Origin of the sequence: Pseudomonas sp. TWI923 (genome assembly GCF_039673365.1) — a bacterium.
GTDB classification, from domain to species: Bacteria; Pseudomonadota; Gammaproteobacteria; order Pseudomonadales; family Pseudomonadaceae; genus Aquipseudomonas; species Aquipseudomonas sichuanensis.
In genome coordinates this window covers 15,470-29,022 of sequence record NZ_JBDJLM010000010.1, presented here as the reverse complement: position 1 = coordinate 29,022, position 13,553 = coordinate 15,470, and the positions used below count along the sequence as shown (strand labels likewise).

The window sequence follows — 13,553 nt, the reverse complement described above, 5'->3', positions numbered from 1 at the left end:
GCTGGATCAAACTTCGTCGTCCTGCACCAGGCGAAAGTAGCCACTCTGCAGGCGGCTGTAGTCTTTCAGGGCCAGGCCTTCGAGGTCCTTGACGCCGACTTCGGCGAGGGAGGCGAACAGGTTCAGCTCACGCTGCTCGTCGTCCCCTGCCCCACCGAGCTGCGCGTTACGGATGTCACGCACGGTCGGCGCCCGCAGCGACAGGCTGTCCACCTGCAGGCCATTGGCCTCGCTGGGGCGCGACAGGCGCACGGTCACGCGCTCGGCGCTGAGCATCATCCATTGCGGCAATTTCTTCGCTTGAGCCATTGCAGGTTCTCCTTACAAGCCAAGGGCGGCGCGCTGGGCGGCCAGTTGGTCGACACCGTCGATCACCCGTTTCATGCCCAGAGCGTCGATCTCGTAGACCAGGCGACCGTCGACTTCGAGCTTGTAGTAGGTGACGCCGACACTGTGCTTGATCTCGGCCTTGTCGCCGGACTTCCAGTCACCCATGTCGACTTCCTTGAGGGTGCCGCGCAGGGTGACCACCACCGGGTTGATCTGCCCCTTCAGGCCCTTGAAGGCGCCGCGGAAGGTGCCGTTGAAGCCGTTGCCGTCGGCCAGGCCGAAGAACTTCAGCGACTCGCGGCGCACACCGGTGGTGGTGAAGGCCGCTTCCTGTTTCTCCATGCCCTGGTCCATCTCGACCGCCATGTCCATGCCGCCTGGGCGGTACTCCTCCATCTTCAGGGTGAGCTTGGGCAGGGTCAGGCTGGGTACATCGCCCTGGAAGCTGACGCCATCGACGAACAGGTTCAGGTTGGCCAGGGTTTCGGGAATCATTGCCATGTAAATGCGCTCCTTAAGCGGCGGAATCGAGGACTTCGGTCAGCCACTGATTGGTGACTTCAACGCGGAAATTGGGGTTTTCGGCAGGCGGTACGTCGGTGAAGCGGATGTTCCAGTACACCTTGCCCTGCTCGAGCTGGCTGGCGGTGTTCAACTGCGGGTCGGCGTAGACCTCGAAGTTGATGATCGCGCCCTGGTTCTTCAGGTCGCGCATGAAGGCCTGCAGGCCTTCGGTGACATCCTTCACGTAAGTGGCGGTGATGGAGCGGTCGACGGCCCATTTGTGGCCGTAGAGGATCGCGTCCATGACGATGTCCATGGTCCGTACCCGGGTGACGAAGGCCCACTTCGGGTCGCTGGACAGGGTGCGGTTGCCCCACAGGCGGAAGCCGTCGTCACGGATGATGGTGGCGATGTTGGCGTTGTTCAGCAGGTTGGCGCGGCAGCTGTCGTCGCCATCGAGGAACTCCACCGCGCGGGTGGTGCCGGTGATGCCGACGAACTCCTTGTTCGACGGCGAAGCCCAGAAACCGTATTCACGGTCGGTCCAGGCGAACAGGCCGGCGACCCAGGCCGAGCCGGGTGCGTCGACAGTGGCCTCTGCGTCGTTGTCCCAGTAGCGCACGCCCGGGTCGACCAGGAAGGCGCGCTTGGCACCGAAGTTCTTGGCGTAGGCGATGGCCGCCTCATCGGTGCTGTTGGGGCCGTCGATGATAGCGATGGCGCGCAGCTTGTCGGCCAGGGCCACCAGCGCGGTGCCGACGGCCTGGGTGGCGCTGTGCTTCGGCGCGACCAGCAGGCGCGGCTGGGCGTTGAAACGGCTCTTGCCGTCGAGCAGCGCTTGCAGGCCGGTACGTTTGCCGTCGGCCAGCACGTTGCCGATGATCGCCGAGGTCTGCTCGGCGGCGTCCTCGACCTTGGCCACGCCGCAGGCGACGATGACCGCCTTGGCGCGGCTGTAGATGGCGCGGCAGGCCTTGGTGATCGGCGCATTCAGGCCGAACGCCGCAACCGCGTCACGCTCGCTGGTGATCAGCACCAGGTCGTTGGCCTTGGCGCTGACGTCCGGGCCTTCGGTGAAGGTATCGACCAGGCCGATGATCGAGGAAGACGGCAGCGCGATGCTGCGCGCACCGGTGTCGACGTTGGTCACGGTGACGCCGTGGAAGAATCCACTCATACAGGTTTACTCCAGGTTCGGGTATGAAAAGGCCCTGCGGGTGCAGGGCCTTGAGAGGTTGTTTAGGGGTGCAAAAAAGCCCCGACGGTGCGGGGCTTCATGAATGTCGATTGGTAACTAAAGGTGAGGCATGGCCACTAGTTGCAGGACGGATCAACCTGCACACCTTGCAGGTCAAGGCTGTATGCCGAACAGTGCGCTGGCCGACTACCCGGCATCAGGCCCGGCATCACGGTATGCGTTTGTGCACCGCTGAGGGGGAACCAATTGTTGAACCGGACAGCGATGCAGCCATCCTCCGTCAGATCAACTTGATTCGAACGGGATACGCAATGTTTCGCGGGCGCGTCACCCCGAAGCCGTTGGGTTGGCTCGTGGCAGTGCTCACAGCCCCCGAAGCCGCCACCGCAACAAGCGAAGCTGCCGCCCCATAGTCCGCTGCCACGACGGGATCAAGCCCGACACGCGATGGGGCACCGCTTTCAGGCGCTGAAGGGTTATACAAGCCTGTGACACTCAAGGTGGTCACAGTACTGTCCAGAATCTGCAAGCTGCCCACCTGACGCGAGCCTGCCACACGCTCCGGATCCAACCCTCGTCCCTCATCCAGCCCGCGCAGGAATTCGCCACGCAAATCAGGCACCCGGAACGTGGCCGCCTCGTCGCCACGGGTCCACGCACCCTCCATGCCGCCACGCTGGGCCTCGGTCACGATCAAGCCGGACTGCTGGGCGTGGTCCCACAGCCAGGGCCACTCGGCGCGGTTCAGCAGTGAACCGTTGGGTTCCCCCCAGCCACCCGGGCTTAATGCAGTAGTCGTCTCGAAAATCGGTCGGCCCAGGGCCGTGCCGTCCAGACGGTCCAGAGGCAGCCACGCACCAGCGCCATCGCTACGCAAATGCCAGAAATCGCCGGCGCCCATCAAGACGAAGAATGCATAACCTGCCGCACGCAAGCGGGTGTGAAACCTGACCGTTTCGTCGCTGGCGGCCTGTACCGTCAGGCGGTTATCGCTGTTATCAATGCGCTGTACGCGCACATCCATGGGCCTGTTGGCCGGCGGCAAGGTGATGGTCACGGCACCTGCCGAGGCATCTACCAGCAGCACACCGGTTTCATGGGATGAAAGTACCTTGCTCGCGGTGATCGGGGTGTTGTTCAACCCGCGCACTGCGAGCAGGCCGCGCTCCAGTTCTGCCAGGTCATCGGCGCGACTCATTGATCAATCCTCGCTTGTTCAAGAAATGCCGGCGGCCCAGGGCGGTCCGAAGAGTCAGGGAAAGCTTCGGATTGCGGCCAGTCGCGCAGTTGCTGCATGTACACCAGCAACCCGCTGAACTGCTCAGGTGTCAACGTGCTGCCCGCGCCGATTTCCAGCTGGTCGCGGTGGCGATCACGCAGCCAGGCCAGCGCAGCAAGCTCGCTGTCACGCCACTGCCGCTCGCTGTCAGCCGGCAGGGACCGGGGCGCTGTCACCCGCTCAACGTGCGCCTGCACCTCTGCCGCGCTCATCAAGACCAGGCCCGGCAGAATGAACGAATCTTGCGAGCCGTCCGCCGCATATGCATAGGGCGGCGCTTCGCTATCCGGCTGTTTGTAGTACTTCATGTCCACGCTCATGTACGCACCTCGTTCCAGCGCGCCAGCGTACCGCCGGCGACGATGTAGGATTCTCCGTTCAGCACTGGCACAGAATGGGTGACTGTGACGCCGCCTGTGCCGTTGTTTGCGATATAGCTACGCTGTTCGCCGCCAGTGGTGAGCGTCGAAGACGCCCCCTGCAGCACGGTTACAATGACCTGCAACCAGATTGTGCGGCCCGTCGTGTTCGTGTACGTCGTGCCCATCAAGCGGTTGGCGGTCAGGTTCTGATTCGTCTGCCCATCGCCCAGGGGCTTTTGGCGCTGCTCCAGCCCTGAAAGCTGTACAGCCAAGGCGCCGATATCGATGTTTCCCTGATTCACCGGCGCGTTCCAAGCCTTGATGCACCACATCACCGCCAGGTTGCGCGGGCGAGTCTCTTTCCCGCCCGTTTTCCTCGTCGGCCTACCGTTCAGGCCGTCGCCAGAAACGTTTAACGCGCCGACGGGTCCTGTGTTATTGGGGACGGTGTTGGCCCCCTGCTGTATATGATCGTGCTCCTGAAGTTCGAAATTCTGCCAACTGCCAATTACTCGCCCTACATCTATCCCCCGTCCGTGGTCCCAGCCACGCAAGAATTCACCGCGCGAATCTGGCAAACGGAATTCACCTGCCTCTTCGTCGCCTTTGTTGAACGTTGAGCCAAGGTAAGCAGCCAGATCCGGAAAGCGCTCCGCGCTGCATTTACTACCATCGACTTCGAGAAAGCCTAGCGGCACCGTGCCCTTGGGAAACGGCAGCATGGTGCCGACCGGAAGTGCCGAGTCCTTCTTCACCAGCACCTCAATTTCGGCCTTGGTGTACGTGTCGACCGCCTGGAACGTGCCGAACGACAGGATCTCCACCGCCTCGCCCATGTCACAGGGAGCACGGAAGGTGATCTTCTGGCCATCCGCCAGGTAGTCGGTTACTTCCCGGCCATTACGCAGGACGACGGTGCTCCCAATCGAATGCGGGGCATTGAACACCGTTTGCCCCAGCGAGGCCGCGAACGAGAACCTTTCAAAAGCCCGGCCGCTGCTGACACCGCCCCCCAGCTGGAAGTAAGTGCCATCGTAGTTCAGGTCATAGAGCGCCCCGGCGCGCACATCACCGCCAACCAGGTCGACCAGGCCGTTGGTGCCGGCCTTCTTCACCGCCACCGCCGGCCGGCCATTGATACGTGCCGTTACCGCGCCAGTGTTGGTGGCGACTGCCTGGAACTGGAAGCGCTGGCCAGCCGCGTAGGCAGGTAGCGCCGCCTCGCTGCTCTTGAGCGTCAGCACCAGCGCATCTGCAGTGCCGCCGGCCGTGCCTAGCCAGGCCAGCGGCCCGGCGTCCTTGGCCACGTCGGCGCGGCGCAGGTATTGCGGATGCGGGTCGGCGGCCTCCACATGGGCCTTGAGCTGATTGCGTGCATAGAGCTCGGCCGCTTCACGGGCCTTGTCCACGTAGTCGCGGGTGGCCAGGACGATGCTCGGGTCGATCTTCAGGGTGACGTTGGCCAGGTTGCCGAACACCACGTGCATGCGAATGGTCTGGGTACGCCCCGAACCTTGCGCCAGCAGTGGCTTGTAACTGGGCGCCGGCTTGGCCACGGCAATGAAGTTGCCGTTGGCGTCTTCCAGCGCCAGTTCGCGGATCCACCAGCCGCCAGTCTCCGGCGGCAGCACCAGCTCGGCCACCAGCACGCCGGGGTCGGCAGGCGACTGGTAGAGCGCGTTGAGTTGCGCACGGTAGACCTGGCGCACCAGCGCGTTCTGGGTAGGTTTCGGGGTGGGATCAGGGGTTTGCGAGGGTTCGCCGCCGGCATCGCCGATCAGCATGTGGGTGATGTTCCAGGGCAGCCCCAGCGCGGCGGTGTTGGCCTGCTGGGCGATGCCGACGTTGGTCAGGAACCCACCGAATTGGGTGGTTGAGTTAGCCATTAAGATAGATGTCCAGTATGTCCAGAGTGGTTTCGTTCACCCAGTGCGCAGCGCCCAGGTGCACGTCGATGTCCGCCGCTTCCCAGGGGTACACCTCGAGCAGTTCGCCCTCGTTTAGGGCAACCGCCTGGTAGGCCGGCAGCAGGCTTTCGAGGCTGATATCGAGGCCGATGAGGTGGCGGCTGACCGGCTTGGCGTCGTCGATCAGGCGGCTCAGTTCCAGGTAGGTCTGCTCATCGATACCGGCCTCCTCCACCCCCACCTTGAGGGCGAAGGTGCCGGGTACGCCGACCGGCTCGAGTTGCCACCATTCGCGCACCTCGATCAGGTAGCCGAAGGGCTCGACCACCCGCCGCAACGCGCCGAGCGTGCCCTTGTGGGCATGCACGAAAAACGCCGAGCGGATCACCGATCGCTTGATCGTCTCGCTCCAGCTGTCGTCCCAACGGTCGACCGACCAGGCCCAGGCCAGTTGGTAAAGCAGATGTGCCGGGCAACTGTCGGGGTTGTACAAGCTGCGCAGCCCCGCCTTGAGGTCTTCGTCGGCGGCCGCCTCGAGGGCGCGTTCAAGGGGTGTGCGGTTGAGCGGCAGAAGGCTTTGCATGTCAGCCTCCGCGCTTGAGGTCGAAGCCGCTGCACCACGCCGCCTGTGCCTTGCTCGGCTGCAGGTCGGCCCAGCCGATCAGCTCGACCCGGCTGACGCCATCGATGTGCAGCAGCGCATCGATACCCGAACGCGCCACCTCAACGCCCAGGCGCCTTCGCGGGTTGATCGCACCTTCAAGGCGCCGTCGGCACTCGGCGAGGATCGCTTCGTACTCCGGGCCGCTGCCGGCCATGTGCAGCACGGCATCGATGCGATACGGCAGTATCTCGGCACTGCGCACCACCACCCGGTCGGCGACCGGACGAATGTCATCGTCGTTGAGGTAGCTGGCCACTTCGGCCAGCAGTGCCGGGCTGGCGGTACCGTCGCCGTCCAGGCTCAGTACGGTGATGTCCACCACGGCTGGCGACGCGCTTTCGGCCGTGGCATCGGCAACCTGCCCCGAGGCATTGCGGGCATGCAGGATGTAGCTGTTGCGCGGGCCGGCGGTGGTCAGGCCTTCGTAGACCAACTGCACCCGCTCGCGCAGGGCGTCGTCGGACTCGAGTAATGCTTCGACAGGAGGCGAGGCGGTTGGATCCGCTGCCTGGATGACCAGGCGTTGCAGGCTGACGTTGCCGGCCAGCTGCTCCAGGTCGCTACCTTCGGCATAGGCCAGCAGCAGCGCCTTGGCCGCGTCGTTGATCCGCGCCCGGTTGAGCAGCTTGCGGTAAGCCCCGACTTCCAGCAGCTTGGTGACCGGGTCGCTCTCCAGTGTGGCGTTCCAGCCGTCGCCCAGACGGCTGCGGAAGGTGTCCAGGTCATCCTGGTAGATCGCCTCGAAATCGAGGTCTTCTAGCACCTGGGGCGCTGGCAGCCTGGACAGGTCGACCTGGCTCATACGCTCACCTCCAGCAGTGCGTCGTCGCCCAGATAACGGCCACTCAGGGCCAGGCTGACCTGGCCGTCGAGCACCGCCACCACCCGCACCCGTTCAAGCGCCAGGCGGGGTTCCCAGCGCCCAAGGGCCCGGGCAACTTCAGCCTGCACGGCGCTCTTCCAGCCGTCGTTGACCGGCAGGTCGACGTAGCGGCGCAACTGGCTGCCATAGTCGGGGCGCATGCGCCGGCTGCCGAGGGGGGTGGAAAGGATGTCTTCGATGGATTGGCGAAGGTGGGCGATGCCGCTCAGGGGCTGCCCCGTACGGCGGTCCAGGCCGATCATGGGGCACCTCCCGACGCAGGCGCATCCCGTTCATGAATATGCATGGCGTTCTCTACCTGTAGAAGAGCGTGATGGCGTGTGCAAAGCTGCGCACTCTGGTCGCTCGCAGGCGATCGCGCAGGGCTCGAGGCCTTGGCATGGTTCAAGGTGCCGCAGCGCGGGCACTTGATCTGCAGTTCAGTGAAATCGCCCGTGCGGGCGAGCAGTCGCGCGCAATGGCCGCAGCGCAGGTCTTTGAGCATGGGCTTGCCTCCCTGGCATCGATTGGGTGGGCTCAGTGCTTGTGATTGGCGGTGTTGCCGGCGGTATCGATGATCCGACCGCCGCCGTTGATGTCACCGCTGACCAGCAGCGGGCCATCGATGGCGACATTGCCAGTGAGGGTGATGGACGTGGCATCCAGAGCGATGGACGTGGCGTCCAAAGTGATGGCCGACGTCTCGAGCGTGATGCCGGCATCGCTGACCTGCAGTGTGCTGGCGCCCACCTTGATGTTGGCATTGCCCTTGGGCAGCTGGATGTCGTAGCGGCTGGCCTGCCAGTCGTAGCTCAGCGAACCGCCATCGTCGAAACGCCAGATCTCGACATGATCGCGGTTGTCCGGCGCAGCCCCGGCATTGCCATACAGGCCCGGCACGAAGGTGCCTTGCGCGGGCTCGCCACTGGGGCTTACCAGGACCCCCTGTTCATCCAGGCTGGGCACCCGCCAGTGGCGGGCCTTGCCGGCGGCCAGTGCGTGCCAGCGCACCCAGGTGCTGGTCCAGCCACCGCCGTCACTCACTCGCACCCGGGCAGCGGCCAGGTCCACCGCCACTACCCGACACGGGATCACCAGGGCGGCCAACATGCGATCGTGCATGGCACTGGCGTAACTCATGCCAGATCCTCCGGGTTGATATAGCGGCCTTCGTTGCCCGGCCCGGTCTCAGGCTCGAAACCCAGCACAAGGCTGCCCGGCGGCTGGTCAGGCCACTCCCAGCGTGGCTCGCCCAACAGCACCGGCTGTTCCCAGCGCACCTTCCATTGGGCCCCGAGGTACTGCGCCTGGACATTGCGGGTCGCCTCGACGAATTCCAGGCCCCAGAGTTGCTGGCGCAGCAGGTCCATCAATTGCGCTGCCAGTTCGCTGCCTTGCAGCCGAGCATCCGTGCTGGCCGTGTCCGGGGTGATATCGGCCTCGAAGGTGATCGCCAGTACCGAACGGCCATCCCGAGGCGCGGCGTCGGCGACCATGCTGACGATGCCATGGCGCAGGGCCGGTAACGCCGTGTTGCTTCCTACAGCTGCTTGCGCCTCTACCGACGCAAGATCTGGTATCGCCTCACGAATGGTCTGGGTCAGCGTCGTTTGCAACATCGCCAACTGGCTCATGCATCCTCCTTCCAGGGTTGATCACCGTTGATCGGTTCGCGCAAACCCAGACGCTTGGCGGCCCATCGTTCATAGAGACCGATGGCCACATCAGCGCCGGCCATCGCCGTCAGGCAACCAAAGGCGCTGGCGCTCCATATCGACATGCCCGTTGCATACAGCAGCATGACCGTTGAAACCCCGCAGACCATGCAGGCTCCGGATCGCAGCGCCAGCCGCCTGATCAGCGACCAGCCTCGGGCACCGGCCTTGTCGGCGCGCCACATTTCGCCGCTGAGGCCGCCCAGCAATGCCAGGACGATCACCAGCCAGAGCGGCATTTCCAGCAACGTCTGTTGCTCGTTCGTCACTGTCCTGTACTCCTTGTGTGATGCCCGCCGGCGACATGCCGGCGGACAGATGGTTGTTGCCTTCGGCATTCCAAAAAGCCCGGCTTGCAGGCTTTTCAGTAATGCGTTGGCGAACCGCTGGCCACGACTGGTGACGCCGCGCGATTCCGCTTCAAATTGGTGTCTCCGACCGCGGCCACCTGCCCGCCGGATAACTGATCGTGGTGCTTTACGCTGCACACCCGGGCCAGTTGCCAACCCTCTGAACAGTTGAGGCCTGTTCATCGCTGCCTGTGTAACAACCGATTGCTGACCGGCTTGAGACACAGGTTATGCATCAATGCATATGCAGTCAATGCATTTATTCAAACATTTATGCATTCACTTTTGCCTAAATGCATGAAGGGCTTGTTGGACGTGGGGTGTAGGGCTTTTCTGCAGACGAAAAAAAACCCGCCTAAGCGGGTTTTCGTCGGGAATCAAGGTGGGTCAGCGTGCGTACATGCCCCACCAGAACACATGGCCCAGCAGACTGATCTGCTCGTCCTGCATCTGCTGGAAGCTGTAGTCCTCGTCAGGGTGCTCATCACGGTTGAAGCTGCGCAGGCGGATGCCGGTGGGCAACCGGTAGACCTGCTTCACCCGCAGCTGGCCGTTGTGGTTAATGGCGTAAAGATCGCCATCGATGATATCGCCGATGGTGCACCTGCCGGTGTTGACCCCTACCGTAGCGCCGTCACGCAGTACCGGCAGCATGCTGTTGCCACGCACCGTCACGCACTTGGCGTGGTCGAACTGCACGCCGTTGTGGCGCAGGCTGCGTTTGCCGAAGCGCAAGCGGGCGTGCTCGCTTTCTTCGATGACGAATCTTCCTGATCCTGCTGCCAACTCGACCTCACGAAGAAAAGGGACAGACACCTCGTCATCCTCGACGGGGGTTTCATCGTCCCACAGGCTGATATCGCTCAGCGCCGCATGCGCCTCGGTGCGTGGCGCCGCTTCACGGGTGTCGCCCAGTTCGGCACGGCCGCGCAGTTGATCGGTGCTCACGCCGAAATACTCGGCGATCTTCGACACGTGTTTGTCGGACGGGTCGACGATCTTTTCGCTGAGAATGCGCGAAAGCGTGGATTGCGGGATGCCCGTGCGCCGGTGCAGCTCCGTCGGGGACAGGCCGTGGCGTTCGAGCAGCGCTTTGAGAGTGGAGGCTACGTTGCGTTTTTGCATAGCGTGCATAATGCCGCCCACCCAAGGTAAATGCAATCACACCGAGGCGCGTAGTTTTGCCCCACCATACGCCCTGCAGCAGGCGTAAAAAGCCTGTACCATTACGCGTTTCGCAATTTGCCACCAGACCACCCGCTGTAAGGCCCTGAATGTCTGATCTCTCCGCACACACCCCGATGATGCAGCAGTACTGGAAGCTGAAGAACCAGCACCTGGACCAGCTGATGTTCTACCGCATGGGCGATTTCTACGAGATCTTCTACGAAGATGCGAAGAAAGCCGCGAAACTGCTGGATATCACCCTGACCGCCCGCGGCCAGTCGGCGGGCCAGTCGATCCCCATGTGCGGGATTCCGTTCCATTCGCTGGAAGGCTACCTGGCCAAGCTGGTCAAGCTCGGCGAATCGGTGGTGATCTGCGAGCAGATCGGCGACCCGGCCACCAGCAAGGGCCCGGTGGAGCGCCAGGTGGTGCGCATCATCACCCCCGGCACGATCAGCGACGAGGCCCTGCTGGACGAGCGCCGCGACAACCTGATCGCCGCCCTGCTGGGCGATGAACGCCTGTTCGGCCTGGCGGTGCTGGACATCACCAGCGGCAACTTCAGCGTGCAGGAAATCAAGGGCTGGGAGAACCTGCTGGCGGAGCTTGAGCGCATCAACCCGGTCGAGCTGCTGATCCCCGATGACTGGCCCCAGGGCCTGCCGGCCGAGAAGCGCCCGGGCGCTCGCCGCCGTGCACCATGGGACTTCGACCGTGACTCGGCGCGCAAGAGCCTGTGCCAGCAGTTTGCAACCAAGGACCTCAAAGGTTTCGGCTGCGACAAGCTGACCCTGGCCATCGGCGCCGCCGGTTGCCTGCTGACCTACGCCAAGGAAACCCAGCGCACCGCCCTGCCCCACCTGCGCAGCCTGCGCCACGAGCGCATGGACGACACCGTCATCCTCGATGCCGCCAGCCGCCGCAACCTGGAGCTGGACATCAACCTGGCCGGTGGCCGCGACAACACCCTGCAGTCGGTGCTCGACCGTTGCCAGACCGCCATGGCCAGCCGCCTGCTGACTCGTTGGCTGAACCGCCCGCTGCGCGACCTCAAAGTACTCAAGGCGCGCCAGGACTCGATCCGCTGCCTGCTCGACGGCTACCGCTTCGAAAAGCTGCAGCCGCAGCTCAAGGAGATCGGTGACCTCGAACGCATCCTGGCGCGTATCGGCCTGCGCAACGCCCGCCCTCGTGACCTGGCGCGCCTGCGCGACGCCCTCGGCGCCCTGCCCGAGCTGCAGAACGCCATGGCCGAGCTTGAGGCGCCGCACCTGGCGCGCCTGGCCGCGATCACCGGCACCTACCCCGAACTGGCCGGCATGCTCGAGCGGGCGATCATCGACAACCCGCCCGCGGTGATCCGCGACGGCGGCGTGCTCAAGACCGGCTACGACAGCGAGCTCGACGAGCTGCTGGCGATGAGCGAGAACGCCGGCCAGTTCCTCATCGACCTGGAAGCCCGCGAGAAAGCCCGTACTGGCCTGGCCAACCTCAAGGTCGGCTACAACCGCGTACACGGCTATTTCATCGAATTGCCGACCAAGCAGGCCGAGCAGGCACCAGGCGATTACATTCGCCGCCAGACGCTCAAAGGCGCCGAGCGTTTCATCACCCCTGAGCTCAAGGCCTTCGAGGACAAGGCGCTGTCGGCCAAGAGCCGCGCCCTGGCCCGCGAGAAGATGCTCTACGATGCCCTGCTCGAAACCCTGATCGGCCACCTGGCACCGCTGCAGGACAGCGCTGCCGCCCTGGCTGAACTGGACGTACTGAGCAACCTCGCAGAGCGCGCGCTGAACCTGGACCTGAACTGCCCCAGCTTCGTCGACGAACCCTGCCTGCGCATCGAGCAGGGCCGCCACCCGGTGGTCGAGCAGGTACTGACCACGCCGTTCGTGGCCAATGACCTGGGCCTGGACAACAGCACCCGCATGCTGATCATCACCGGCCCGAACATGGGCGGTAAATCCACCTACATGCGCCAGACCGCCCTGATCGTGCTGATGGCCCATATCGGCAGCTTCGTGCCGGCAGCTCGCTGTGAGCTGTCGCTGGTCGACCGCATCTTCACCCGTATCGGCTCCAGCGACGACCTGGCCGGCGGGCGCTCGACCTTCATGGTCGAGATGAGCGAGACCGCCAACATCCTGCACAACGCCACCGACCGCAGCCTGGTGCTGATGGACGAAGTGGGCCGCGGCACCAGCACCTTCGACGGCCTGTCGCTGGCCTGGGCCGCCGCCGAGCGCCTGGCGCAGTTGCGTGCCTATACGCTGTTCGCCACGCACTACTTCGAGCTGACCGTGCTGCCGGAGAGCGAGCCACTGGTGGCCAACGTGCACCTGAACGCCACCGAACACAATGAACGCATCGTCTTCCTGCACCACGTGCTGCCTGGCCCTGCCAGCCAGAGCTACGGCCTGGCCGTGGCGCAACTGGCGGGCGTGCCGGGGCCGGTGATCCAGCGTGCCCGTGAGCACCTGGGCCGCCTGGAAACCACCAGCCTGCCCCATGAAACGCCGATTGCCAGCAAGAGCAAGGGCGAGCCGGGCGTGCCGCACCAAAGCGACCTGTTCGCCAGCCTGCCACACCCGGCCATCGAGAAGCTGGGTAAGCTGGAGCTGGACGACATGACGCCGCGCCAAGCTATCGAAATGCTATATCAACTGAAGAACCTGTTATAACGGCCACCCACACAAGCTGGTAGAATCCGGCGCGTTTCGCGAGCGCTGCAGGTTATTAGCCTGGCCTGCAGCCACCACCGTGAACCGCGCTGCCCTGGAAGGAAGGGCAAGCTGCCGTCGCCTGAGGAGAGAATTAGAAATGACCTTCGTCGTCACCGACAACTGCATCAAATGCAAATACACCGACTGCGTGGAAGTCTGTCCGGTGGACTGCTTCTACGAAGGCCCGAATTTCCTGGTGATTCACCCGGACGAGTGCATCGATTGTGCACTCTGCGAGCCAGAGTGCCCGGCCCAGGCCATCTTCTCTGAAGACGAAGTGCCTTCCGGCATGGAGAACTTCATCGAGCTGAACGCCGAGCTGGCGGAGATCTGGCCAAACATCACCGAGCGCAAGGACGCTCTGCCCGACGCTGAAGAGTGGGACGGCAAGCCAGGCAAGATCGCCGATCTGGAGCGCTGATCGTCCAGATGCAAAAAAGGCCCTTAATGGGCCTTTTTTCATTTTCAGCGGGCAAAAAAAAGGGGCGGTTT

At 63.9% G+C, this 13,553-nt stretch carries 15 protein-coding genes and 1 pseudogene; 2 read left to right on the top strand and 14 right to left on the bottom strand.

Annotated features, from left to right (window positions below; translation table 11 throughout):
* Positions 1-6: 6 nt before the first annotated feature.
* The 14 genes and pseudogenes from ABE459_RS06880 to ABE459_RS06815 all read right to left on the bottom strand — a co-directional run bounded on the left by ABE459_RS06880 (position 7) and on the right by ABE459_RS06815 (position 10,305).
* Positions 7-309 (bottom strand): phage tail assembly protein, encoded by a 303-nt coding sequence (locus ABE459_RS06880; protein ID WP_110992378.1) that lies wholly within the window; start codon positions 307-309, stop codon positions 7-9.
* Positions 310-321: 12 nt separating this feature from the next.
* The gene (locus ABE459_RS06875) at positions 322-831 is read right to left on the bottom strand and encodes a phage major tail tube protein (RefSeq protein WP_110992379.1); all 510 of its coding nucleotides are present in this window, start codon (positions 829-831) and stop codon (positions 322-324) included.
* A 13-nt stretch (positions 832-844) separates the two neighbouring features.
* Positions 845-2,011, bottom strand: coding sequence for a phage tail sheath family protein (locus tag ABE459_RS06870; protein ID WP_323830212.1), 1,167 nt, complete (start codon positions 2,009-2,011; stop codon positions 845-847).
* 301 nt (positions 2,012-2,312) lie between these two features.
* Positions 2,313-3,230: a phage tail protein gene (locus tag ABE459_RS06865; protein ID WP_323830213.1), complete on the bottom strand. Its 918-nt coding sequence runs from the start codon at positions 3,228-3,230 to the stop codon at positions 2,313-2,315.
* On the bottom strand, positions 3,227-3,619 hold the full coding sequence (locus ABE459_RS06860) for a hypothetical protein (protein ID WP_323830214.1): 393 nt from the start codon (positions 3,617-3,619) through the stop codon (positions 3,227-3,229). Before ABE459_RS06860 ends, ABE459_RS06865 begins: the two co-directional genes overlap by 4 nt.
* An 8-nt stretch (positions 3,620-3,627) precedes the next feature.
* Complete coding sequence (locus tag ABE459_RS06855) at positions 3,628-5,559, bottom strand: phage tail protein (protein ID WP_323830215.1); 1,932 nt, start codon at positions 5,557-5,559, stop codon at positions 3,628-3,630.
* Positions 5,552-6,163 carry a phage tail protein I gene (locus tag ABE459_RS06850; RefSeq protein WP_258704944.1) on the bottom strand — a complete coding sequence of 204 codons (612 nt, stop codon included), beginning with the start codon at positions 6,161-6,163 and terminating at the stop codon, positions 5,552-5,554. Before ABE459_RS06850 ends, ABE459_RS06855 begins: the two co-directional genes overlap by 8 nt.
* Before the next feature lies 1 nt (position 6,164).
* Positions 6,165-7,046, bottom strand: coding sequence for a baseplate J/gp47 family protein (locus tag ABE459_RS06845; RefSeq protein WP_258704945.1), 882 nt, complete (start codon positions 7,044-7,046; stop codon positions 6,165-6,167).
* A complete protein-coding gene (locus ABE459_RS06840) occupies positions 7,043-7,369 on the bottom strand; it encodes a GPW/gp25 family protein (RefSeq protein WP_125465187.1) in 327 nt (108 codons plus the stop codon). Before ABE459_RS06840 ends, ABE459_RS06845 begins: the two co-directional genes overlap by 4 nt.
* A 95-nt stretch (positions 7,370-7,464) precedes the next feature.
* A pseudogene (locus ABE459_RS06835) lies at positions 7,465-7,611 on the bottom strand (Com family DNA-binding transcriptional regulator); the annotation flags it as partial.
* A gap of 32 nt (positions 7,612-7,643) precedes the next feature.
* Positions 7,644-8,246 (bottom strand): phage baseplate assembly protein V, encoded by a 603-nt coding sequence (locus ABE459_RS06830; protein WP_323830216.1) that lies wholly within the window; start codon positions 8,244-8,246, stop codon positions 7,644-7,646.
* The gene (locus ABE459_RS06825) at positions 8,243-8,740 is read right to left on the bottom strand and encodes a hypothetical protein (protein WP_125859877.1); all 498 of its coding nucleotides are present in this window, start codon (positions 8,738-8,740) and stop codon (positions 8,243-8,245) included. The genes ABE459_RS06830 and ABE459_RS06825 overlap by 4 nt, the downstream gene beginning before the upstream one ends.
* Entirely contained in the window at positions 8,737-9,090 is a 354-nt protein-coding gene (locus ABE459_RS06820) for a phage holin family protein (protein ID WP_125465192.1), read from the bottom strand. Before ABE459_RS06820 ends, ABE459_RS06825 begins: the two co-directional genes overlap by 4 nt.
* Positions 9,091-9,558: 468 nt before the next feature.
* Entirely contained in the window at positions 9,559-10,305 is a 747-nt protein-coding gene (locus tag ABE459_RS06815) for a helix-turn-helix transcriptional regulator (RefSeq protein WP_110992390.1), read from the bottom strand.
* 140 nt (positions 10,306-10,445) lie between these two features.
* Between ABE459_RS06815 and mutS the strand changes: the two genes are divergently transcribed.
* Both mutS and fdxA read left to right on the top strand, forming a co-directional pair.
* Positions 10,446-13,019: a DNA mismatch repair protein MutS gene (gene mutS, locus ABE459_RS06810; RefSeq protein ID WP_125859881.1), complete on the top strand. Its 2,574-nt coding sequence runs from the start codon at positions 10,446-10,448 to the stop codon at positions 13,017-13,019.
* Between the two features lie 139 nt (positions 13,020-13,158).
* Complete coding sequence (gene fdxA / locus ABE459_RS06805; RefSeq protein ID WP_003252355.1) at positions 13,159-13,482, top strand: ferredoxin FdxA; 324 nt, start codon at positions 13,159-13,161, stop codon at positions 13,480-13,482.
* The last annotated feature ends 71 nt before the right edge of the window (positions 13,483-13,553 follow it).

Bases quoted from the DNA above. Each gene is read 5' to 3' on its own strand.
- ABE459_RS06880 (WP_110992378.1), bottom strand. From the start codon at position 309: ATGGCTCAAGCGAAGAAATTGCCGCAATGGATGATGCTCAGCGCCGAG.
- ABE459_RS06875 (WP_110992379.1), bottom strand. From the start codon at position 831: ATGGCAATGATTCCCGAAACCCTGGCCAACCTGAACCTGTTCGTCGAT.
- ABE459_RS06870 (WP_323830212.1), bottom strand. From the start codon at position 2,011: ATGAGTGGATTCTTCCACGGCGTCACCGTGACCAACGTCGACACCGGT.
- ABE459_RS06865 (WP_323830213.1), bottom strand. From the start codon at position 3,230: ATGAGTCGCGCCGATGACCTGGCAGAACTGGAGCGCGGCCTGCTCGCA.
- ABE459_RS06860 (WP_323830214.1), bottom strand. From the start codon at position 3,619: ATGAAGTACTACAAACAGCCGGATAGCGAAGCGCCGCCCTATGCATAT.
- ABE459_RS06855 (WP_323830215.1), bottom strand. From the start codon at position 5,559: ATGGCTAACTCAACCACCCAATTCGGTGGGTTCCTGACCAACGTCGGC.
- ABE459_RS06850 (WP_258704944.1), bottom strand. From the start codon at position 6,163: ATGCAAAGCCTTCTGCCGCTCAACCGCACACCCCTTGAACGCGCCCTC.
- ABE459_RS06845 (WP_258704945.1), bottom strand. From the start codon at position 7,046: ATGAGCCAGGTCGACCTGTCCAGGCTGCCAGCGCCCCAGGTGCTAGAA.
- ABE459_RS06840 (WP_125465187.1), bottom strand. From the start codon at position 7,369: ATGATCGGCCTGGACCGCCGTACGGGGCAGCCCCTGAGCGGCATCGCC.
- ABE459_RS06830 (WP_323830216.1), bottom strand. From the start codon at position 8,246: ATGAGTTACGCCAGTGCCATGCACGATCGCATGTTGGCCGCCCTGGTG.
- ABE459_RS06825 (WP_125859877.1), bottom strand. From the start codon at position 8,740: ATGAGCCAGTTGGCGATGTTGCAAACGACGCTGACCCAGACCATTCGT.
- ABE459_RS06815 (WP_110992390.1), bottom strand. From the start codon at position 10,305: ATGCACGCTATGCAAAAACGCAACGTAGCCTCCACTCTCAAAGCGCTG.
- mutS (WP_125859881.1), top strand. From the start codon at position 10,446: ATGTCTGATCTCTCCGCACACACCCCGATGATGCAGCAGTACTGGAAG.
- fdxA (WP_003252355.1), top strand. From the start codon at position 13,159: ATGACCTTCGTCGTCACCGACAACTGCATCAAATGCAAATACACCGAC.